Source organism: Erysipelothrix aquatica, from assembly GCF_009828825.1.
Lineage (GTDB): Bacteria > Bacillota_I > Bacilli_A > Erysipelotrichales > Erysipelotrichaceae > Erysipelothrix > Erysipelothrix aquatica_A.
The window spans coordinates 171,009-190,606 of sequence record NZ_WTTA01000004.1 but is presented as its reverse complement, the minus strand read 5'-3'; the positions used below and the strand labels follow the sequence as shown (position 1 = coordinate 190,606).

Genomic DNA, 19,598 nt, shown 5'->3' with positions numbered 1-19,598 from the left:
AGTGGTCACACCTGTTCCCATCTCGAACACAGAAGTTAAGCACTTTAGCGGCGACAATATCTAGCCAAGCGTTAGTGAAGATAGCTCATTGCCAGGTAATTCGACATCCATTTGGATGTCTTTTTTTTATGCGATTATGATATAGTTAGACTATAAAACTAGGAGGATACCATGAAGTATTTTAATCTCGGAAAGAGTGATCTCGAAGTATCAAATATTGGACTCGGATGTATGAGGATGGCTGGTAAAACATTGGAGGAAGCAAAAGAGATCGTAAAAGTTTCAATAGATTCTGGTATTAATTTTTTTGATCATGCTGATATCTATGGTAGAGGTGAATCGGAAGTAATTTTCGGCCAAGCAATTAAGTCTTTAGGGATCGATAGAGAGTCAATTATAGTACAATCAAAGTGCGGTATTAGAGATGGTATGTTTGACTTCTCAAAGGAGCACATAATTAGTTCTGTTAGTGAATCTTTAAAGCGTCTTCAGATGGATTACTTAGATGTATTAGTTCTTCATAGACCAGATACACTGTTTGATCCTTTTGAAGTTAATGAGGCCTTCAAACAATTACATAGTGAGGGAATTGTTCGCAATTTTGGAGTAAGCAATCAAAATCCATATCAAATCGAATTGCTAAAGACCGGGCTGGAGTTTTCTATCTTAACAAATCAAGTGCAGTTTTCAATTCGTCACACTCCGATGATTGATGGTGGTTTTAACGTTAACATGAAGACGGATGCTGCAGTAGGTTATGCAATGGGGATTCTTGAACATGCAAGAATGAATGGAATTACTTTACAAGCTTGGTCGCCATTTTACAGTGGACACTTTGAAGAGATATTTTTAGATAATCCAAAATTTGAAGCACTGAATGAATTGCTAACCAATATTGGAATTAAATATGGTGTTGCAAAAGATGCAATTGCAGTCAGTTGGATTTTAACACATCCAGCTCAAATGCAAGTTCTGATTGGAAGCATGACTCCTAGACGTATAGAGAGTATTGCAAAAGGTTCTGAGATAGTTCTGACAAGGTCAGAATGGTATGAAATTTATAGAGTTGCAGGTAATATCTTACCGTAATTTTAAGGTGCCATAATGTTGACTTAGTTGTATCAACAGTATATAATAATTAAGCCTGTTTATAGGCATTTTCGTGTGGGAGAGTGTGCAACATTCGATAACCACACCACAGACAAAAATCAAGGAGGAATGTCGTGTGAGTAAAAAAATTGCAAAAATTGCCAAACTTCAATTCCCTGCTGGAGGAGCTAAACCAGGACCTGCATTAGCTGGTGTTGGAATTAACATGCCTCAATTCACAACTGCATTTAACGATGCAACACGTGATCGCGCAGGAGATATCGTACCTGTTGTTATTACAGTATTTGATGATAAATCATTTGATTTCGCTTTAAAAACAACACCTGCTTCAATCTTGTTAAAACGTGCAGCTGGAATCAAAAGTGGTTCAGCAACACCAAGCAAAGCTATTGCTGGAACAATCACTGAAGCACAATTGCGTGAAATTGCAGAGTACAAATTACCTGACTTAAACGCAAATGACGTTGAAGGTGCTATGCGTATTGTTGCTGGTACAGCAAAAAATATGGGTATCGCAATTGAAGGAATGGAGGCATAATTCAAATGGCTAAAAAAACTAAAAACTACAAAAAAGTTGGAGAATTAGTCGATCGTTCAAAAGTTTATACAATCGAAGAAGCATTGAAAACTTTAAGAGAAGCTAACTTTGTTAAATTCGATCCAACAGTCGAAATTTCATATAACCTAAATGTTGATCCACGTCACGCTGATCAACAAATCCGTGGAGCAATGGTATTGCCACATGGTACAGGTCGTTCACAAAAAGTATTAGTTGTAACTCAAGGTGCTAAAGAGCAAGAAGCAAAAGATGCAGGAGCAGATTTTGTTGGTGGTAAAGAAATTCTTGAGGAAGTAAAAAATGGATGGTTTGACTTCGATGTTATCGTCGCTACACCAGACATGATGGGTGAATTAGGTAAACTAGGGCGCGTTCTAGGACCTAAAGGATTAATGCCTAACCCTAAAACAGGAACTGTAACTATGGATGTTACAAAAGCTGTTGAAGAAATCAAAAAAGGTAAAATCGAGTACCGTGTTGATAAAGAATCAAATATCAATACAATTATTGGTAAACTTTCATTTGATGATTCAGCAATCATTGAAAACTTTAAAGCACTTAACGACACAATTGTTAAAGCACGTCCTGCTGCTGTAAAAGGTACTTACATTAAGAACCTTGTAATTACAACAACAATGGGTCCTGGATTAAAAGTTGCAATAGACTAAAACTACTAAAGAAGCCACGGCTTCTTTTTTATTATAAGTTGATAGTGTAGATCATGTAAAAATTTGATAAATAGATGTAGTTATATTCATTAAATATCAATAGTGCTATATATCTTGAGGCCTTATGTACATTTCTTAACTTGCTAGAATTATTGCGTAAATAAAAAGAACCGTACCAGTAAGGTACGGTTTTACTACATACTAATAATTATACTTTTTGCATTTTTAGTTGGTTTGTTGAGTGAATATATACCAACGATGAATCATTTGAAAGATCATGTTGAAATTTATATCCGTGGACAGAGATTGATTTAAGATCATTAACTGTTCTTACTTTATTCTTGACGATTTCTTGCACAAATGCACCTCTTGCCGATTTAACATAGGTTGATTTTGCTGTGTATTTAACTCCGTCAAATTCTTTAAACTCTATATTAATAACGGGGGCATCAATTTTTGAAAAATTTACAGAGTTTGAATACTCTTTTGAGGCTAGATTAATTACAGGCATTTGGAGTGAATTTATATACTCTGTCACATAATCTGTCCAATAGTTATATAAATCTATAGAAATATCGCTTAAATAGTCCAAACGATAAGGTGCAATAGTGTCAAAAGGCCTATGTAGGCCAAAGAGTGAAGAAAGTATAATTAAGTGTGAATTTGCATATTCAAGGTCAGTTTTTGACCATGAATCTACATTCATAGATTTAAATGAAGCACCTTTAAATGAAAATATTGCAGCACCACAGGGGTGGTAGTTATTAATCATTTCTAGAGATTTATAGACAATCTTATCGGAAGTCTTATAAACTTTTTTTGCTTGATTGAAATCAAGTTGATTGAGTTCATTAAATATCACAAGAGATTCTTTGTTAAATACAGGTACTTGATGATAGTTCAATGGTGACTCAACCATCGTTTTCGTTGGGGAAATTAATGTAATCATTTTTCGAACAACTCCAAGTAATCACTTTCTTTAAATCCTACCAAGACTTTATTAGCGTGAATTAGAATTGGACGTTTCACGAGTCGGCCAGATGTTGCGAGTAAATCGATAGCCTCATCATCGGTTAAAGTAGGAAGTTTATCTTTCAAGTTTAACTCTCGATACATTATTCCTGACGTATTGAAAAAGGATTTTAGTGGAAGCCCACTTATTTTAATCCATGAATGTAATTCTTCAGATGTTGGGTTGTCGTCCATTATTTCGCGTGGATCAAAGTCAATATTAAGTTTTCTAAGTAGTTTTTCTGCTTTCTTACAGGTTGAGCATTTCTTATAGCAAATAAATTGTGTTTTCATATCACTGCCTCCAAGCCAGTAACTCTATCTTATCACAGTTTTTACTTTGCCGAAGACTGTTTGAGCAATAAAGAAATCAACTATACTGTGGATGAACCCGCCGATGCCGACAAGAAGTATGATATTAACAATATAGCCACTATTCTGGGATAGAGTTTTAGTGAAGTAAAATGGTGTGACAACCAGAACTTCTGAACTTGCGTGGATAATGGCAATGATAATGTTGAAAATAAGTAATTGTTTTTTATTTTTGATAAGTGAAGGGTGCTTTTGCAAATATAGGGCTCCGATCGTAGCGAAGATAACATGTGATAGAGCACGTGCAGCAATTTCTGGAGTGGTTGTCATGAGGAAGCCAAAGGCTGTCCCTAGAGCCACAGAAACCGCCGTCACGGGGGATATAAACATCGCAATGAAGATTGGCACGTGTGACGCTAGTGTGTAGGATGCAGGGGGCAGAATGAACTTAGGCATAAAAGTTGGAATCGCAATTCCCATTGCAATTAAAATGGCACTCAAGGTAATATTCTTTGTTGTTTTCATAGTTTCTCCTAGGTGTCATGACACCTAGGACTATAGTAAATAAATAAAAGCTAGGTGTCAAGACACCTAGCTTAGTTTGATTCATAGAGAAGATTATGTTTTTTCAGAAGTTTAAGAATAAACTGATAGTGTGCATCATCATTGCATGCAATCGTGTGGATATGAATGCCATCTGTAAGTGAAGATAATGGCGTTCCGTTTTTACTTATGAATGCCTCAATATCTTCATGCGTATTGATATTGAGTTGACCAGTAATTTCACCATAAATTGGGTGTTCCACGGTCACATCAATAACAGAGACATCATTGTCGACCAATAACGATAATTCTCTTCGAGTGTCTTCGTTATGGTGTGCGACTGGAATAATATAATGAGGGCGTTTATCGGTTTGATTGATAATATAACCTCGTGGTGTCGCTTGGATATTAACACCTTGTGCTCTCAAAAGTGCAATATCACCTACGATAATTTGTCGAGAAACCTTAAAGATATTGGCAATATACTGTGCACTAAGCGGGCGTTTATGTTCTTGCATAAGTAATTCAACAATCGAAATTCTTCGTTTTTCTCCGGTCATCATACTCCCTCAATCTTTCTATATAGTTAATGAATTTATCTTCTAAATACAGTAGAATTTTTATCGCGGTTTGCGAATTGACAGTGAAAGTACATAGTGGTACTGTATTAGTAATAATGATACAGCAAAGGTGGTATTTATGAAAGTCTTATTATATCAACGAGGTGAAAAAGCCTTAAGTAAATCAGGAATTGGGAGAGCGATGAAGCATCAAGTCAGAGCACTGACAGAAGCGGGTGTTCCATTTACTACTGATGAAAATGATTCTTATGATATCGTACACATTAACACAGTCGATTTAGCGGCACGTGCTATGGCTAATAAAGCCCATAAAGAGGGAAAGAAAGTCGTATACCATGCTCACTCAACAGAGGAAGATTTTAGAAATTCTTTCATATTTTCCAACCAATTATCACCACTTTTTAAAATGCATATTATTTCAAGTTATGAGTTAGGTGATTATATATTAACACCGACTCCATATGCTAAACAAATTCTTGAATCGTATGGTATAGAGAAACCCATTCAAGCTGTTTCTAACGGTATTGACTTGGCTCGTTTTACACATGATGACTCGAAGGTGAAGGCATTTAGAGAATATTTCAACTTACCGGAAGATCGTAAAGTGATTATTTCAGTCGGATTGTATTTTGAGCGTAAGGGATTACCCGATTTTATGGAGGTCGCACGTGCATTACCGGAGTACACATTTATTTGGTTTGGACATACACCACTAGCGAGTGTTACATCTAAGGTTAGGGATGCAATTCGTGAGAAGCCGAATAATGTAATTTTGCCTGGATACATAAAGGGTGACATTATTGAAGGTGCATATGCATCTGCAGATGTATTTTTTTTCCCATCGTATGAAGAAACTGAAGGAATCGTAGTTCTGGAGGCTTTAGCTTCTCGTTGTCAAACCATTGTTCGTGATATTGGTGTCTATGACCCTTGGTTGGTTCATGAGGAAAGTTGTTATAAAGGAAATTCAATCCGTGATTTTGTCTACTTGATTCGGGCATATTTAAGGGATGAATTACCCTCGACAACTGAGGCTGCGTATAAAGTTGCCGAAGAACGAAGTATAAAAGAAATTGGAATTCAATTGAAGGATGTTTATGAGCGAGTGTTAAAGGGGGAGTATTGATGGAATTAAAAATTTATGAATCGTCAGTAGATTTAGCAACCTCGTTATTAGGTATTAGTACAGATGTTAGACGTGAAAATTTTGGTAAATTAATTGATATGTTACAAGATAGTGGAATTAATATTCAACGTATTAATGATGCTCAGGTGTCAAACCAATTTAACTTATTATTACCTGTTCTTGTCCTGGATGGCGAGATTGTTCATTCGGGGGCATATCCTAAAGCTAAGGAATTGTCTGCCATTCTGAAGATAGATGCATCAATTTTTGATGGAATTGTGGAAAAAAGTGAGTTATTTACTGCTGCAAATACTGGCAGAATAGGTGTGTGTTGTGGTGTGGGGACAGATGTCTATCTAGATCCGTATGACGACGATATGGAGGATTTTTAATGATAAAAAGAATTTCTATCGTTGGTGTGTTTTTAGTGTTATTGCTAGGATGTGGTTCCAAAGACCCTGAAATAGTTAAGCCGGTAGAGCCAGAAATCGTTTTGGAAACGTCGCTTAATGTCTCTCTTAAAGGCGAAAAGTACGTGCTACCGGCTCCGTATCAAGATTTTGTTGCGAATGGGTGGGTTCCTGAACAGGATATTGATCAAGTAATGCCTCCAAAAACAAAAATGAGTAATATGTATTTAAGAAATAATGACAATATCATAAAAGTAACGTTTAGTAATAACAGTGACCAAGAAGTGATAATGTCAGATGCAAAAATTGCAGAGATATATGCTGAAAATAGAACTTTTGGGGGTGATGTATCCGTAGATATTGTAGTGAATGATTTTCTGACATTTGAAACGCCATTAAGTGATGTAGAAACTAGGTTTGGTGTCTCTGAGTTAAAGTCGAATGAAGTATTTGATGAATATACGTTTATACTAAGTCCTGTTGAAAAACTTGTAATAAGTTATCATAAGGATGGAAGTGATGGAAACCAAAGCCGTTGGATTGGTGTTATAGATTACAAATAACCCTGTTGGTAGGGTTATTTTTATGGTTAGTTTTAGTGTAGGGATAGTTATGTTACAATATCTCTAGAACAGAGGTAGTTATGCGATATGTAGGCAAAAATTTGTTGCAATTTGTAACAAACTTTACAGTAATCGATTTAGAAACGACAGGTCGAAGTAATAAATTTCATGATATTACAGAGATTAGCGCAATCCGTTATCGAAGTGGTGTTGTTGTGGATTCTTTTTCAACACTTGTTAAGGCAAGAAATAGTATCCTTCCTTTTGTGGTATCCTTAACGGGCATCACAGATGAGATGCTTGAAGGCGCTCCTTATATCGAAGAAGTGATAGAGGAAGTGGTTGCATTTATTGGTGATGATATTATTTTGGGTCATAATGTCCAATTTGATTACTTTTTGATTTACGACGCTTACAGTGTTTGTATGGATGGTATCATGCGTAACGACTATATTGATACACTCCGTATCTCAAGATTGTTAAACAAAGATATTAGAAACCACAAATTAGAAACTTTATGTGAGTATTTTGGCGTTGAACGAAAGATTGGTCATCGTGGATTTGATGACAGTCTTCAGACAGCACAGGTTTACCTTAAAATGAGAGAAAAATACTTAACGTTGCGTGAGCAAAAGCGTGAAAGAGAGGGTTATTATGAACGTATATGATTGGGATAAAACGATTTATGATGGAGATAGTTCAATTGACTTCTACAAGTTTAACTTAAGAAAAGATAAGAAGCTATCTAAGTTATGGTTAAAACAAACGAAAGCAGCTGCTGATTATAAACGCGGTAAAATCAGTAAAACTGAAATGAAAACCATATTTTATGAGTATTTTAAAGAGATTGAAGATATTGATCTACGTGTTTTAGAGTTTTGGGCAGAGCATAAGCACAAAATTAAACAATGGTACTTTGATCAACGTCGTGAGGATGATTTAATTATCTCTGCTTCTCCTGAGTTTCTTTTGGAACCGATTGTTGTTGGAGAATTGGGATTAAGTTTAATCGCAAGTCGAGTGGACAAACATACTGGGGCTCATGATGGTGAGAACTGTTATGCTGCTGAAAAAGTCCGTCGTATGCGAGAGTTGTATGATTTATCTGAAATGGAGTCATTTTATTCTGATTCTTATTCGGATGACCCATTAGCGCAGTATGCGAAAGCAAGCTATTTTGTTGTCGGAAATGATATAAAACCATGGTAACAGTTTGAACTGTTACTTTTTTTAGGATTTCGATCAAAGTCATCATATTTATTAGAGGTGATGTAATGAGAATCTGTTGGAAGTGCTTGGAGGATAACGCAAGTTTGATTTCGGATACTTTTTGTAAGAGATGTTGCTTTATGCAATATTTTAATCTCGAAGAAGCATCGAGTTTAATTCATCAAAATGTAAGGGAAAAGCGGTCTTTAAAGCTAACAAATATACAGCAACGTGCGAGTAATCAGATTGTCGATCGTATCTTGAAACAGTCAATCTTTGTTGATGCAGTTTGTGGAGCGGGTAAAACAGAGATCTGTATTCCTGTTTTGCGATATCTCCTTAAAAAGGGATTGCATGTTGGGTGGGCAATTCCGAGACGGGAAGTCGTTATCGAACTAGCAGAACGAATTCAGTCGTATTTGGATGACTATCAGGTTACTGCAGTATTTGGGGGATGTGTTGATAAATTGTCGGGTGATTTGATTGTGTGCACAACACATCAACTTTTTCGTTATCCTCAGTATTTTGATGTCCTGATACTTGATGAGCCGGATGCATTTCCGTATGTAAACGATGCCCTACTTGTGCGTTTCGCAAAACTAGCTTGTCGAGGAACGTTTTTATATCTATCTGCCACATATGATATTGCTCATGTATATCGTATTGTTGTTCCATTGCGACCCAGTGGTAAACTTCTACCAGTCCCTATTGTCAAATGTCGATATTTCCCAATAATCACATTGTTTAAAGATCTCATGAATTTGAAACGGGAAATGGTACTTATTTTCGTTCCAACTATGAAACTAGGAAAGTGCTTATCGCGGCTCTTGCGGTGCGCGTTGATAACCTCTGAATGTGTTGACAAGGAAAGTATTTTATCAACATTTCGGGAAAAGAGAAATTGGATTGTTTGTACAACAATTTTGGAGAGGGGCGTAACTTTCGAAAATTGTTATGTTTGTGTTTATGAAGCACACCACAGGGTTTTTAGTGAATCGTCACTAGTTCAAATTGCAGGTCGGGTAATGAGAGGAATGAAACCATTAAAAGGTACTGTTGTTTTCTACTGTCGCGAGTATTCAACTTCGCTACAATCGTGTGTCAATCGAATCAAAATTGCGAACGATGCTGCTCGGGGTGTTTTAAATCAGTCGATACAGGAAAAGGCATAATTGACTATTTTTTGGATAATCCGCATTTGTGCGGATTGTGCCAGTTATCAACAAACGTATTGAATTTAAATGTTGGAGAATTTGAGGTGCTTAGTTTCTATAAATACGAAACTACGATTCGGGTCTTGCTGTTGCGATATAAAGATGGCCGTGATCGTTCATTAGCGCAACCAATTATGTGGCGAATTAAGAAAAAATTAAAGAAACACACACGTGGGAAAATGGTTGTAGTAGTTCCGTCGCGTCGAGATTCTCAAATATCACGAAGTTTTCATCATGTCGAGTATCTTCTTGATTGTGCTGGAATTGTTTCGCACTCTATTTTTGAAAACAAAGCATTACACGACCAAACTAACGTATCCGATCGAACCGACATTGCTAATAATATTATCCTAGTTGCGTTCACAAAAATAGTAAACAAAGATGTAGTAGTTGTAGATGATATCATTAGTTCAGGGTCGAGTTTAGAGGCCTGTATGAGACTTGTTAAGCCGTATGTTAAAAGTGTTAAGGGTATTTCAATTTCATATTCTAAGCGTTTCAAAAAATAAAAGTAAGCGATTTCACTTGTCTTTTAAGTGGCTCTGACGTATAATCAAACATGTCAGATGTAGAAAGGTATAGGATTTGAAATGCAAGGAAAAGTAAAAAAGTTCAATAAGAACAAAGGATTCGGATTTATCACAACAACAGAAGATAGTGATGTATTCTTTCACTATTCACACCTTGTGATGGAGGGGTTCAAGACTATCGAAGAAGGAACTGATGTCGAGTTCGAATTAATGGATACCGAGCGAGGCTTACAGGCACATAACATCGTTAGAATCTAAAGATAAAGTTGGCATCTGCCAACTTTTTTAATGATTTCATATCAATAATGATTATGATACAATAAAAAATGAATGGAGGCATGAAATATGGCTGGATTTTTTAATAATTTATTTAGCGGAGACCGCAAAATTCTTAATGAAGTAGAAAAGACTGCTCATGCTATTGATGCGCTGAAAGATGAGATTCGCGCACTCTCAGACGAAGAGCTAAAAAACAAAACAGAAATTTTTAAACAACGCCTCAACAATGGTGAAACATTGGATGACTTATTAGTTGAATCCTTTGCGGTTGCACGTGAAGCCGCATACCGTGTAATAGGAGAATTTCCATATATTGTTCAATTAATGGGGGGAATCATCTTACATCGTGGCGATATCGCTGAAATGCGTACCGGTGAAGGGAAAACATTAACAGCAATATTACCAACTTACTTAAACGCATTAGATGGCAAAGGGGTTCATGTCATTACAGTTAATGAATACCTTGCGTCTCGTGATGCGGAGTGGATGGGTGAAATTCACCGATTCTTAGGACTTACTGTAGGTACAAACTTGCGTCAGTTATCTGCATCTCAGAAACGTGAAGTATATGAAATGGATATTACGTATACGACGAACTCTGAAGTAGGATTTGATTATTTACGTGATAACATGGTCACTCGTATCGAGGATCGCGTATTACGTCCACTTAATTTCGCGTTAATCGATGAGGTTGACTCGATTCTTATTGATGAATCACGTACACCATTAATTATTTCAGGTGGTGCACGTGAAGGTGCCCGTTTGTATGAACAAGCAGATAAATTTGCTAAGAAACTTTCACAAGGTGCCGATTATGTCGTTGATGTAAAATCAAAAACTGTACAACTTACGGAGTCAGGTGTTGAAAAAGCAGAAAATACATTTAAAGTAAATAACCTTTATGATTTGGATAACACAGCATTACTTCACCATATCAATAATGCTTTGAAGGCAAACTATACAATGTTGAAAGATATTGAGTATGTTGTTCAAGACAACCAAATCATAATCGTTGATCAATTTACAGGTCGTTTGATGGAGGGTCGCGAGTATTCGGATGGTTTACACCAAGCACTAAGTGCAAAAGAAAATGTCGCTATCAAGCAAGAAAGTGTCACACTTGCTACGATTACATACCAAAACTTCTTCCGTCTTTACAACAAATTATCTGGGATGACTGGTACAGCTAAAACTGAAGAAGAAGAATTCTTAGAAATCTATAATATGCGTGTCTTAGTCATTCCAACGAATCGACCAGTAGTACGTATGGATAACGAAGACTTAATTTTTGGAACGAAGAAAGCTAAATTTGAAGCACTTATTCAACAAGTTAAAGAAATTCATGAGACAGGACAACCTGTACTTGTGGGTACTGTTGCAGTTGAAACATCAGAGTATCTAAGTATGATGATGACACAACGCAAAATCAAACATGAAATTTTGAATGCTAAGAACCATGCTCGTGAAGCGCAAATTATTGAACGAGCAGGACGTAAAGGTTCAGTAACAATCGCTACCAACATGGCTGGTCGTGGAACTGACATCAAACTAGATGACGAATCACGTGCACTTGGTGGATTAGCGGTTATTGGTAGTGAACGTCACGAATCACGTCGTATTGATAACCAGTTACGTGGTCGTTCTGGACGTCAGGGAGATCCCGGAATGTCTCGTTTCTTCGTATCATTTGAAGACGATCTTATGATTCGTTATGGAAGTGAACGTTGGGAATCGGTCACATCACGTCTTGGTGATGTAGCGGTTGAAAATAAGACTCTAACAAAACAAATTAGTGCAGCACAAAAGCGTGTTGAAGGAATTAACTTTGACATTCGTAAAACATTGCTTGATTACGATGATGTTTTACGTCAACAACGCGAAATTATGTATGAGCAACGTAACTATATTCTTGAAAATGATGATGTTCATAGTATCATTTTAGAAATGTTCGAACGTGTTATCTCAAATACAATTGGATCATTTAGAAATATGGAAAGTAAAGACCAGTCAGTTGATATCAACGGCTTAGTCGAAGCACTTGAAAAACTGGGCCTTATTACTGATGCAGTTAATGAAGCATCTTTAAGTGCCATGAATGTGAATGAACTTCAAGCATTTATTGTTGGCGATGCATGGGGTCGTTATGAAGCGAAAATTGCGGAAGTATCTGACCAATTTACACGTGTCGAAAAAGATATGGCACTTCGCATGATTGACCGTTCTTGGATTGATCATATTGATGCAATGAGCAAGTTACGCGAAGGAATTCATTTGCGTTCCTATGCTCAAGAAAAACCACTACAAGCATATGTAAACGAAGGCTTTGAGATGTTTGACGAGATGCTAGGAGCAATCGCGCAGGACATTGTAATGTTCTGCATTAATGTAAAAATTGAATACAGACAATAGATTTACAGAATAGACAAGGGTGATGAATTTTGGAATTATTTGAAATAGCTCAAATTTTAGAAGAATCATTAGATTCACTGAAAGCGCTCGGTGATTCACTTTGACTTGGCTCAAAAGCAAAGCAAAGTAGAAGCATTAGAAGCTGAGATGGTGGTTGAAGGGTTTTGGGATGATCATAAAAAAAGTGCCCAACATATTCAGACACTAAACCAAATCAAAAAAACAGTTGAAACATATAATCAACTATTAAAGCGCATTGATGATGGCCTTGATACATTAGCGTTGCTCAAGGAAGAATTCGATGAAGAGTTCAAAGAAATGCTTGAACTCGAAGTTAAAGATATTGAGAAGGAATTAGATTCGTTCTCAATAATGATTTTATTGAGTCATGATTACGATCAAAAAAATGCAATTGTAGAGATACATCCGGGTGCTGGTGGAACTGAAAGCCAGGACTTTGCGGAGATGTTGTATCGTATGTATACACGTTGGGCCCAAGACAAAAAATACAAAGTCTCGGTTCTTAACTATTTGGATGGTGATGAGGCAGGCCTAAAAGCAGTTTCTTTCTTAGTTAGTGGACCATTAGCTTATGGCTATTTAAAAGCTGAAAAAGGGGTACATCGTCTTGTGCGAATAAGCCCGTTTGATTCATCAGGTAGGCGCCATACATCGTTTGCATCGGTTGATGTCGCGCCAGAATTTGACAATAGTATTGAAATTGTCATTAATCCAGAAGACATTGACGTCGATACAATGCGCGCATCTGGAGCGGGTGGACAGCACGTTAATAAAACCGATTCTGCAGTACGTATCACGCACAAAGAATCGGGAATTGTCGTGACTTGCCAAACCGGTAGAAGTCAATTGCAAAACCGAGAAGAAGCGCTTATGATGCTCAAAAGTAAACTTTACCAACGTGAAATTGAGCAGCAACAAGCAAATCTAGCGGCAATCAAAGGGGAGCAAAAACTAATAGAGTGGGGATCACAGATCCGTTCATATGTTATGCACCCATATTCAATGGTAAAAGATCATCGTACAAAACAGGAAACAAGTCAAGTTGACGATGTTTTAGACGGTGAAATTGATGACTTTATTGAAGCATTCTTGAAAATGAACGTAGGTGTATAGATGAAACAATACCAAGACAAAATAACAAATGCACTCTTATTGGTGCTCGGAAATTTTGTGCTTGCGTGCGGTGTTACATTCTTTATTCTCCCAAACAATATTTTATCGGGCGGTGTGGCAGGAGTTGCCGTCGCCCTTTATCCTATTTTAAGGGTGGAGCCAAGAATTATGATGAACATTATAATCGGGCTCGCTTTCTTAATGGGCCTTGTATTCTTGGGGAAAAAGTTTGCCTTAAAAACATTAGCAAGTAGCATATTATATCCGCTTTTCGTTAATTTACTGAGTTTAATTCCGTTCAATGCAACACTTGATCCTCTAATCGCATCACTGTTTGGCGGTATTTTTATGGGTATTGGTCTCGGATTAACATTTAAAACAGGTGCAAGTACAGGAGGGATGGACATACCACCTCTCATTCTATCGCGTTATACGGGAGTTCGTGTGTCGGTCTATATTTTTGCAGTAGATGCAGTAACAGTACTTTTGGGATTCCACAGCTACACATTGAATCAGGTTCTTATGGGATTCATATCCATTTATGCGTCAACTAAAGCAATCGATAAAATATCCCTCATTGGTGGTATAGACGCGCGACAAGTTACGATTATTTCAGACGAGTATGAATCGATTTTGGACTATCTTCATAACAATATTGTCCGCGGGTCTACAATCATTACAGCACGCGGTGGTTATACCCAAGATCGCAAAGAAATTGTCATGACCGTGATCAGTAAAAAACAATATAATGATCTTGAAAAGGCGGTCCTTTCGATAGATTCAGAAGCATTCTTAGTTGTTTCGAATGCAACTGAAGTCCATGGCAAGGGCTTCAGGACAGTTTAGTTTCACGCAAACTTCAAAAGGCGTATGCTATAATTTAAAATGAATAAAGGAGTGAGAGATAGATGCTAGTTCTAAAAGACGTATCAAAAAAATATAAAAATGGTGTCAATGCACTATATGACATCAATCTATCTGTAGACCAAGGTGAGTTTGTCTACATAATTGGTCCTACTGGTAGTGGGAAATCCACACTAATTAAGCTCCTAGATGGTGAAGAAATTCCAACTTCAGGAAGTGTTAATGTAGGAGACTATAACGTTGGAAAGTTACGACATTCCAAAGTTCCTATTTATCGACGAAGAATTGGTGTCGTATTTCAAGATTTCAAACTCTTAGAACGTAAAACTGTTTTTGAGAATATTGCGTTTGCCCTCGAAGTAGTGAATACACCAAACGCCAAGATTCGATCACGTGTTCGTGAAGTCTTAAGATTGGTTGATCTGAGTGAAAAAGCGAATGCGTTCCCTCAAGAGTTAAGTGGTGGACAACAACAAAGAGTTGCTATCGCAAGAGCGATTGCTAATAAGCCTCAATTGCTTATTGCCGATGAACCAACGGGTAACTTAGACCCTGAAAAATCAAATGAGATTATTATGTTGTTAGAGCGTATAAATCGAGAAGAAGAAACAACTGTACTTATGGTTACGCATGATGTAGATATTGTAAATAATAATAAAAAACGTACGATTGCCTTAGATGCTGGACATATTGTTGCAGATTTAACATCTGGAGGATACATCAGTCATGAATAGAGTATTAAGACATATTAAAGAAGGATTCTTGGGAATGGTGCGTAACTTTGCGCTGTCGTTATCAAGTATTTCATCTGTTACTGTGACGCTATTAATTATGGCGCTTTTCTTGTTGTTAAGTGCAAACCTTGGTGTCATCACGAAACAAATTGAAGAGAGTGTTCAAATCGCTGTTCACGTTAATAATAACTATGAGAGTCAAGAAAACATCGACCGAATCTCTAAAGCAATTGAGGTTATCCCCAATGTAAAATCTGTAGGTTTTTCTTCGAAAGAAGAAGAGCTAGAGATGTTTATAAGAAACTCAGGTGAAGACGCAGAGTTACTCTTTGGATCGTTCAGAGGTGAATCTAACCCAATGCCACTTACATTTTTAGTTCAAGCTGAAAAGGGTGAGTATTTGAAACAAATTACCCAGGAAATACTAAAAATTGAAGGTGTTGATGATGCGATTTATGGTGGTGATGCGACATCTACCTTTGTGCACGGTTTGGAACAAGTTCGTAATATTGGATTTGCAATTGTCATTGCATTGGGTGTAGTTGCAATATTTTTAATTTCAAATACGATTCGTGTATCGATTCATTCACGACGTCGTGAAATCGGCATTATGCGTACCGTAGGTGCTACTAACTGGTACATCAGATGGCCATTTATTATTGAAGGAATGTTAATTGGTTTAATTGGCTCGTTTGTTCCAATTCTTATCACAATTTTCGGATATCAATATTTATTTGAATCAGTCGGTGGATTCTTATTTTCAAAAATGTTTGTCTTGGTATCACCAACACCGATGGTATACCAGATCTCTGTTGTATTGGCACTAATTGGTTCGACTGTTGGAGCAATTGGTAGTGTCTTTTCTGTCGGGAAGTTCTTAAGGTGGACGCGATGAAAAAACTATTTCGAAACACAATTCAAGTAGTGACAGTATTATCAATGATGATCTTAGTATCAACATCTGTTTATGCTACGTCTGATGATGAATATGAAAATAACCTCACTTACTATCAAGAGCTGTGTCGCGGAATAGAAAGTGAAAGTGTTAAAACAACGTGTGATGGGTACCGTTCATTCCTTGAACGTCGTGCTGGTAATAAAGAAGCAGAACGTGCTGAAATTGCAAGTCGTCGTGAAAAAGTAGACACAGATTTAAAGAGTAATTTATCAATTCTTGGTGAGTATGAAGGAAAGATAAAGGATCTTGAAACGCAAATTAAATCGTTAGAGGTCCAAATTGTACAAAATGAGGCTCAAATTGCGCTTATCGAAATTCAAATAGCGCAACGATTGGAAGACATTAAAGGTTTAGAAGAAGACATTAAAGCCTATATGGTTAAGAGTCAATCGACCATGCGTGTCAATGGATACATCGAGTTCTTAATGGGAGCAACTGATTTCTCCGATATCATTCGACGCGTTGAAGGTTTGAATGCTATTAAGAAATCAAATGAGAAAATGATTGATGCATTTAAAGTACAACAATTGAAACTCCAAGAAGATCGTGCATTAATCGAAAATGAGAAATTTGCGATTGAATTGAATAAAAAGGCAATTGAATCTGAACGTGAACTCGCAAAAGCATATGAAGCGGAAATTCAGTATGTCTATGCGAAATTATCTGAACAAAAAGACATTTTGGATGTAGCGGATGCCCAAGTTCAAAGTGAAATTACAATTAGTAACGATTTAGCAAGTCAAATTGGTGATCTTGTCTTGGTACCAAAACCAGAGCCTGAAAAACCAGATCCTAGCAAACCGGTTGATCCTGGAAATCCAGATCCAGGAAACCCAGATCCAGGAAACCCAGATCCAGGAAACCCGGACCCTGGACCTGGAGAAGGTTCTACCGACATATATCATCCAGTTCCGGGGACGTCATTGACAGCCAGTGTATGGCAGTATCCATGGGGTGGATGGCATCTCGGTAATGATTTAGGTGCAGATATAGGAACTCCATTAAGAGCAATTGGTAATGGTGTCATTGTAGTTGCTCAAGGTGGTTGCGGGAATAATGCTGATGGATGTAACGGTGGGCTCGGAAATCATATTTCAATGATTTTCCAAGATGGCGATCGTTCGTATGGCGCATTATTCATGCATTTATCAAGTACCGCAGTGGGACAACTTGCTGTTGTTCCTGCTGGTACTGTGATTGGTTACACTGGAAACTCAGGAACATCTACAGGGCCACACGTCCATATTGAAATTTTCGATTTGGGACCTGGTACTGTCGTTGATGGATTAAATCTATGGAATAATGGTCATCGAACTGCTCAATTTGGACTTGGTGGATCAAGTGGTGGAAATTCATCACTATGTGATTATCGTGGAAGCTATCCATGCCGAACAAATCCAGGTCGCTATGTATACAGCACATAATCAATAGATGAGGTGAACATGAAACGAATTTTAAAAAATACAATTATTATCTCAATTATTTTAATGATGCTACTTGGCGTACTTGCCCCGATATTTGCTAGTAATCGTGATGATTTCGAATCCAATCCTGGGAAGTATGACCAGCTTTGTAGCTCGTATTCTGAGTCGTCAGCGCAAGTTTGTCGTGAATACCGTGAGTACTTGTTAGAGCGTGCTCAAAACAATCAAGCAGTAAAAAATGAAATCTCAAATAAACTTAAAGATATTGAGACGAATTTGATGGAAAATCTTGGACTTATTCAAGATTTTGAAAATCAAATCACTGTATTAGACGCGAATATAAAAACGCTAGAACTCGAAATTGCGCAAAAGGAACAACATATTCAAGAACTCCAAGTTGAAATACAAACTCGTGAGACTGAGATTGCGAAACTTGAGGAAGAAATTAAGACATATATGGTTCAGAGTCAAATGAACATGCGTGTCAACGGATATATAGAATTCCTTATGGGCGCAACTGATTTCTCCGATATTATGCGTCGTGTTGTAGGGATGAATAGTATTCGTCGCTATAATGAATCGCTTATTGATAACTTTAAGACGCAAAAACAAGCGCTAGAAGAAACAAAATCCGCGGTCGCAACTGAAATTGAGAATATCGAACTTAATAAAAGTTTGGTCGTTGTCGACAAAGAAAATATCGTATATCTTCAAGCTGGTGTACAAAAAATTTATGATGAATTAGTCATTCAAAAAGTTAACTTTGAAATGCAGGAAGCACAAGTTCAAGCAGCAATCGAACTTGACCAAGCAACTGCCGATGCAATCAATGCAATCCCTCCAACTAATGGCTTATCAAGTCCTGTACCAACCGGAAGAAAAACCGAATCAGTATGGGGATATAGCTGGGGTGGAACGCACCTTGGAGTGGATTTATCTGCTGGTTATTTTGAACCAATCTATGCTGTTGGAAATGGTGTGGTTGTTGTAACTCAAGGTGGATGTGATACTTATTCAAGTTTTGGTTGCAATAGTGGTCTTGGAAATCATCTATCAATGATTTTCGAATCAAATGGAAAAGTCTATGGTGCGTTGATCATGCATATGGCGAATGGATCATTTAAGGTTGGTCCAGGTAGCGTTGTGAGCCAAGGTCAACAAGTAGGTGGTGTCGGAAACTCAGGAAATTCTATCGGATCACACGCCCATATCGAGATATTTGATCTAGGAGTCGGTTCGGTTTCAGAAGGAGTGTCAATGTGGAATAGCACATGGCGTACTGCTCAATTTGGTTTGGGTGGTTCTGACCGTGGTCAAAGCAGTCGTTGTGAATATAAAGGTTCAACACCGTGCCGTATTGACCCAGAAGCATTCTTAGGTGTTTAAAAAAAGGTGTATCAATGAACAAATTAGTTCATTGATACACCTTTTACTATGGCATCAACAATTGCTACTGATGTTGCTTCAAATTGAATTGCTTCAAGATGTGATGGGTACATAAATGTGTTGCTCACGGATGTTTTTAAGAAATCATGAATTCCGTCATAGTAACCATCAATATTTGCAAAACCAACTGGTTTGTTGAAATATTCAATTTGATTTAATGTAATCACTTCAAAAATTTCATCCATTGTGCCGCAACCTCCAGGAAATGCGACGAAGGCGTCAGACATCTCGTTCATCATCGTTTTACGAACACTCATGTCGTCTACAATTACAAGTTCTGTAAGGCCCGGATGCGCAATTTCTTTATCAACTAAAATCTTGGGCATGACACCAATGACTTTACCATTCAATGCGATCATCTCATCAGCGATTATCCCCATAATGCCTGATCGCGCACCACCGTACACCATCGTTATATCTCTAGATACCAATGTCTTTGCTAAATTTTTTGCTTCTTTCACAATATTGTGGTTGCTCGTATCGCGTGAACCACAGAAAACAGCTAACTTCATAT

23 protein-coding genes and 1 rRNA gene are annotated in these 19,598 nt (G+C 37.3%); 19 read left to right on the top strand and 5 right to left on the bottom strand.

Annotation, left to right across the window (positions count from 1 at the left end; translation table 11 throughout):
* The 4 genes from rrf to rplA all read left to right on the top strand — a co-directional run.
* A 5S ribosomal RNA gene (rrf, locus tag GVV22_RS09285) occupies positions 1-97 on the top strand; the annotation flags it as partial.
* Positions 98-171: 74 nt separating this feature from the next.
* Positions 172-1,089: an aldo/keto reductase gene (locus tag GVV22_RS09280; RefSeq protein WP_159649832.1), complete on the top strand. Its 918-nt coding sequence runs from the start codon at positions 172-174 to the stop codon at positions 1,087-1,089.
* A 136-nt stretch (positions 1,090-1,225) separates the two neighbouring features.
* Complete coding sequence (rplK, locus tag GVV22_RS09275; protein ID WP_159639533.1) at positions 1,226-1,648, top strand: 50S ribosomal protein L11; 423 nt, start codon at positions 1,226-1,228, stop codon at positions 1,646-1,648.
* Between the two features lie 5 nt (positions 1,649-1,653).
* Positions 1,654-2,337, top strand: a complete 684-nt coding sequence (gene rplA, locus GVV22_RS09270) for a 50S ribosomal protein L1 (protein ID WP_159637785.1) — start codon at positions 1,654-1,656, stop codon at positions 2,335-2,337.
* Between the two features lie 208 nt (positions 2,338-2,545).
* Here the strand turns inward: rplA and GVV22_RS09265 are convergent, their stop codons facing one another.
* The 4 genes from GVV22_RS09265 to GVV22_RS09250 form a co-directional block, all read right to left on the bottom strand.
* Positions 2,546-3,286 carry a YaaA family protein gene (locus GVV22_RS09265; protein ID WP_159649831.1) on the bottom strand — a complete coding sequence of 247 codons (741 nt, stop codon included), beginning with the start codon at positions 3,284-3,286 and terminating at the stop codon, positions 2,546-2,548.
* On the bottom strand, positions 3,283-3,642 hold the full coding sequence (locus GVV22_RS09260; RefSeq protein ID WP_159649830.1) for an arsenate reductase family protein: 360 nt from the start codon (positions 3,640-3,642) through the stop codon (positions 3,283-3,285). The genes GVV22_RS09265 and GVV22_RS09260 overlap by 4 nt, the downstream gene beginning before the upstream one ends.
* Positions 3,643-3,666: 24 nt before the next feature.
* Complete coding sequence (locus GVV22_RS09255; protein ID WP_159649829.1) at positions 3,667-4,185, bottom strand: hypothetical protein; 519 nt, start codon at positions 4,183-4,185, stop codon at positions 3,667-3,669.
* A 71-nt stretch (positions 4,186-4,256) separates the two neighbouring features.
* Positions 4,257-4,766 (bottom strand): transcription repressor NadR, encoded by a 510-nt coding sequence (locus tag GVV22_RS09250; protein ID WP_236261946.1) that lies wholly within the window; start codon positions 4,764-4,766, stop codon positions 4,257-4,259.
* A gap of 136 nt (positions 4,767-4,902) precedes the next feature.
* Here GVV22_RS09250 and GVV22_RS09245 point away from each other — a divergent pair, with 136 nt between their 5' ends.
* The 15 genes from GVV22_RS09245 (at position 4,903) to GVV22_RS09175 (ending at position 19,024) form a co-directional block, all read left to right on the top strand.
* Positions 4,903-5,910, top strand: coding sequence for a glycosyltransferase family 4 protein (locus tag GVV22_RS09245; protein ID WP_159649828.1), 1,008 nt, complete (start codon positions 4,903-4,905; stop codon positions 5,908-5,910).
* Complete coding sequence (locus tag GVV22_RS09240) at positions 5,910-6,302, top strand: arsenic metallochaperone ArsD family protein (protein ID WP_159649827.1); 393 nt, start codon at positions 5,910-5,912, stop codon at positions 6,300-6,302. Before GVV22_RS09245 ends, GVV22_RS09240 begins: the two co-directional genes overlap by 1 nt.
* Positions 6,302-6,883: a hypothetical protein gene (locus GVV22_RS09235; RefSeq protein WP_159649826.1), complete on the top strand. Its 582-nt coding sequence runs from the start codon at positions 6,302-6,304 to the stop codon at positions 6,881-6,883. Before GVV22_RS09240 ends, GVV22_RS09235 begins: the two co-directional genes overlap by 1 nt.
* A gap of 80 nt (positions 6,884-6,963) precedes the next feature.
* Positions 6,964-7,551 carry a PolC-type DNA polymerase III gene (locus tag GVV22_RS09230; protein WP_159649825.1) on the top strand — a complete coding sequence of 196 codons (588 nt, stop codon included), beginning with the start codon at positions 6,964-6,966 and terminating at the stop codon, positions 7,549-7,551.
* Positions 7,538-8,092, top strand: a complete 555-nt coding sequence (locus GVV22_RS09225; protein ID WP_159649824.1) for a haloacid dehalogenase-like hydrolase — start codon at positions 7,538-7,540, stop codon at positions 8,090-8,092. The genes GVV22_RS09230 and GVV22_RS09225 overlap by 14 nt, the downstream gene beginning before the upstream one ends.
* Before the next feature lie 140 nt (positions 8,093-8,232).
* Positions 8,233-9,264: a helicase-related protein gene (locus GVV22_RS09220; protein WP_159649823.1), complete on the top strand. Its 1,032-nt coding sequence runs from the start codon at positions 8,233-8,235 to the stop codon at positions 9,262-9,264.
* Between the two features lie 86 nt (positions 9,265-9,350).
* Positions 9,351-9,815, top strand: coding sequence for a phosphoribosyltransferase family protein (locus tag GVV22_RS09215; RefSeq protein ID WP_159649822.1), 465 nt, complete (start codon positions 9,351-9,353; stop codon positions 9,813-9,815).
* A gap of 81 nt (positions 9,816-9,896) precedes the next feature.
* Entirely contained in the window at positions 9,897-10,094 is a 198-nt protein-coding gene (locus tag GVV22_RS09210) for a cold-shock protein (RefSeq protein ID WP_159637761.1), read from the top strand.
* 87 nt (positions 10,095-10,181) lie between these two features.
* Positions 10,182-12,524 carry a preprotein translocase subunit SecA gene (secA, locus tag GVV22_RS09205; protein WP_159649821.1) on the top strand — a complete coding sequence of 781 codons (2,343 nt, stop codon included), beginning with the start codon at positions 10,182-10,184 and terminating at the stop codon, positions 12,522-12,524.
* Positions 12,525-12,553: 29 nt separating this feature from the next.
* Positions 12,554-13,658 (top strand): peptide chain release factor 2 gene (gene prfB, locus GVV22_RS09200; protein ID WP_201290715.1). Its coding sequence is split into 2 segments (ribosomal slippage): positions 12,554-12,625 and positions 12,627-13,658, totalling 1,104 coding nucleotides; the frame shifts between segments, so codons are not numbered across the junction.
* On the top strand, positions 13,659-14,504 hold the full coding sequence (locus GVV22_RS09195) for a YitT family protein (protein ID WP_159649820.1): 846 nt from the start codon (positions 13,659-13,661) through the stop codon (positions 14,502-14,504).
* Positions 14,505-14,566: 62 nt separating this feature from the next.
* Positions 14,567-15,256: a cell division ATP-binding protein FtsE gene (gene ftsE, locus GVV22_RS09190; protein WP_159639521.1), complete on the top strand. Its 690-nt coding sequence runs from the start codon at positions 14,567-14,569 to the stop codon at positions 15,254-15,256.
* A complete protein-coding gene (gene ftsX, locus GVV22_RS09185) occupies positions 15,249-16,151 on the top strand; it encodes a permease-like cell division protein FtsX (protein WP_159649819.1) in 903 nt (300 codons plus the stop codon). Before ftsE ends, ftsX begins: the two co-directional genes overlap by 8 nt.
* Complete coding sequence (locus GVV22_RS11135; RefSeq protein WP_159649818.1) at positions 16,148-17,638, top strand: murein hydrolase activator EnvC family protein; 1,491 nt, start codon at positions 16,148-16,150, stop codon at positions 17,636-17,638. The genes ftsX and GVV22_RS11135 overlap by 4 nt, the downstream gene beginning before the upstream one ends.
* 18 nt (positions 17,639-17,656) lie before the next feature.
* A complete protein-coding gene (locus GVV22_RS09175; RefSeq protein WP_159649817.1) occupies positions 17,657-19,024 on the top strand; it encodes a murein hydrolase activator EnvC family protein in 1,368 nt (455 codons plus the stop codon).
* A 23-nt stretch (positions 19,025-19,047) separates the two neighbouring features.
* Here the strand turns inward: GVV22_RS09175 and GVV22_RS09170 are convergent, their stop codons facing one another.
* Complete coding sequence (locus GVV22_RS09170) at positions 19,048-19,596, bottom strand: TIGR00730 family Rossman fold protein (RefSeq protein WP_159649816.1); 549 nt, start codon at positions 19,594-19,596, stop codon at positions 19,048-19,050.
* Positions 19,597-19,598: the final 2 nt, after the last annotated feature.

Bases quoted from the DNA above. Each gene is read 5' to 3' on its own strand.
- ftsE (WP_159639521.1), top strand. From the start codon at position 14,567: ATGCTAGTTCTAAAAGACGTATCAAAAAAATATAAAAATGGTGTCAAT.
- GVV22_RS09260 (WP_159649830.1), bottom strand. From the start codon at position 3,642: ATGAAAACACAATTTATTTGCTATAAGAAATGCTCAACCTGTAAGAAA.
- GVV22_RS09245 (WP_159649828.1), top strand. From the start codon at position 4,903: ATGAAAGTCTTATTATATCAACGAGGTGAAAAAGCCTTAAGTAAATCA.
- GVV22_RS09230 (WP_159649825.1), top strand. From the start codon at position 6,964: ATGCGATATGTAGGCAAAAATTTGTTGCAATTTGTAACAAACTTTACA.
- ftsX (WP_159649819.1), top strand. From the start codon at position 15,249: ATGAATAGAGTATTAAGACATATTAAAGAAGGATTCTTGGGAATGGTG.
- GVV22_RS09210 (WP_159637761.1), top strand. From the start codon at position 9,897: ATGCAAGGAAAAGTAAAAAAGTTCAATAAGAACAAAGGATTCGGATTT.
- rplA (WP_159637785.1), top strand. From the start codon at position 1,654: ATGGCTAAAAAAACTAAAAACTACAAAAAAGTTGGAGAATTAGTCGAT.
- GVV22_RS09235 (WP_159649826.1), top strand. From the start codon at position 6,302: ATGATAAAAAGAATTTCTATCGTTGGTGTGTTTTTAGTGTTATTGCTA.
- GVV22_RS09225 (WP_159649824.1), top strand. From the start codon at position 7,538: ATGAACGTATATGATTGGGATAAAACGATTTATGATGGAGATAGTTCA.
- GVV22_RS09240 (WP_159649827.1), top strand. From the start codon at position 5,910: ATGGAATTAAAAATTTATGAATCGTCAGTAGATTTAGCAACCTCGTTA.
- GVV22_RS09280 (WP_159649832.1), top strand. From the start codon at position 172: ATGAAGTATTTTAATCTCGGAAAGAGTGATCTCGAAGTATCAAATATT.
- GVV22_RS09195 (WP_159649820.1), top strand. From the start codon at position 13,659: ATGAAACAATACCAAGACAAAATAACAAATGCACTCTTATTGGTGCTC.
- GVV22_RS09265 (WP_159649831.1), bottom strand. From the start codon at position 3,286: ATGATTACATTAATTTCCCCAACGAAAACGATGGTTGAGTCACCATTG.
- GVV22_RS09250 (WP_236261946.1), bottom strand. From the start codon at position 4,766: ATGATGACCGGAGAAAAACGAAGAATTTCGATTGTTGAATTACTTATG.
- GVV22_RS09220 (WP_159649823.1), top strand. From the start codon at position 8,233: ATGCAATATTTTAATCTCGAAGAAGCATCGAGTTTAATTCATCAAAAT.
- GVV22_RS09175 (WP_159649817.1), top strand. From the start codon at position 17,657: ATGAAACGAATTTTAAAAAATACAATTATTATCTCAATTATTTTAATG.
- GVV22_RS09255 (WP_159649829.1), bottom strand. From the start codon at position 4,185: ATGAAAACAACAAAGAATATTACCTTGAGTGCCATTTTAATTGCAATG.
- GVV22_RS09170 (WP_159649816.1), bottom strand. From the start codon at position 19,596: ATGAAGTTAGCTGTTTTCTGTGGTTCACGCGATACGAGCAACCACAAT.
- GVV22_RS11135 (WP_159649818.1), top strand. From the start codon at position 16,148: ATGAAAAAACTATTTCGAAACACAATTCAAGTAGTGACAGTATTATCA.
- secA (WP_159649821.1), top strand. From the start codon at position 10,182: ATGGCTGGATTTTTTAATAATTTATTTAGCGGAGACCGCAAAATTCTT.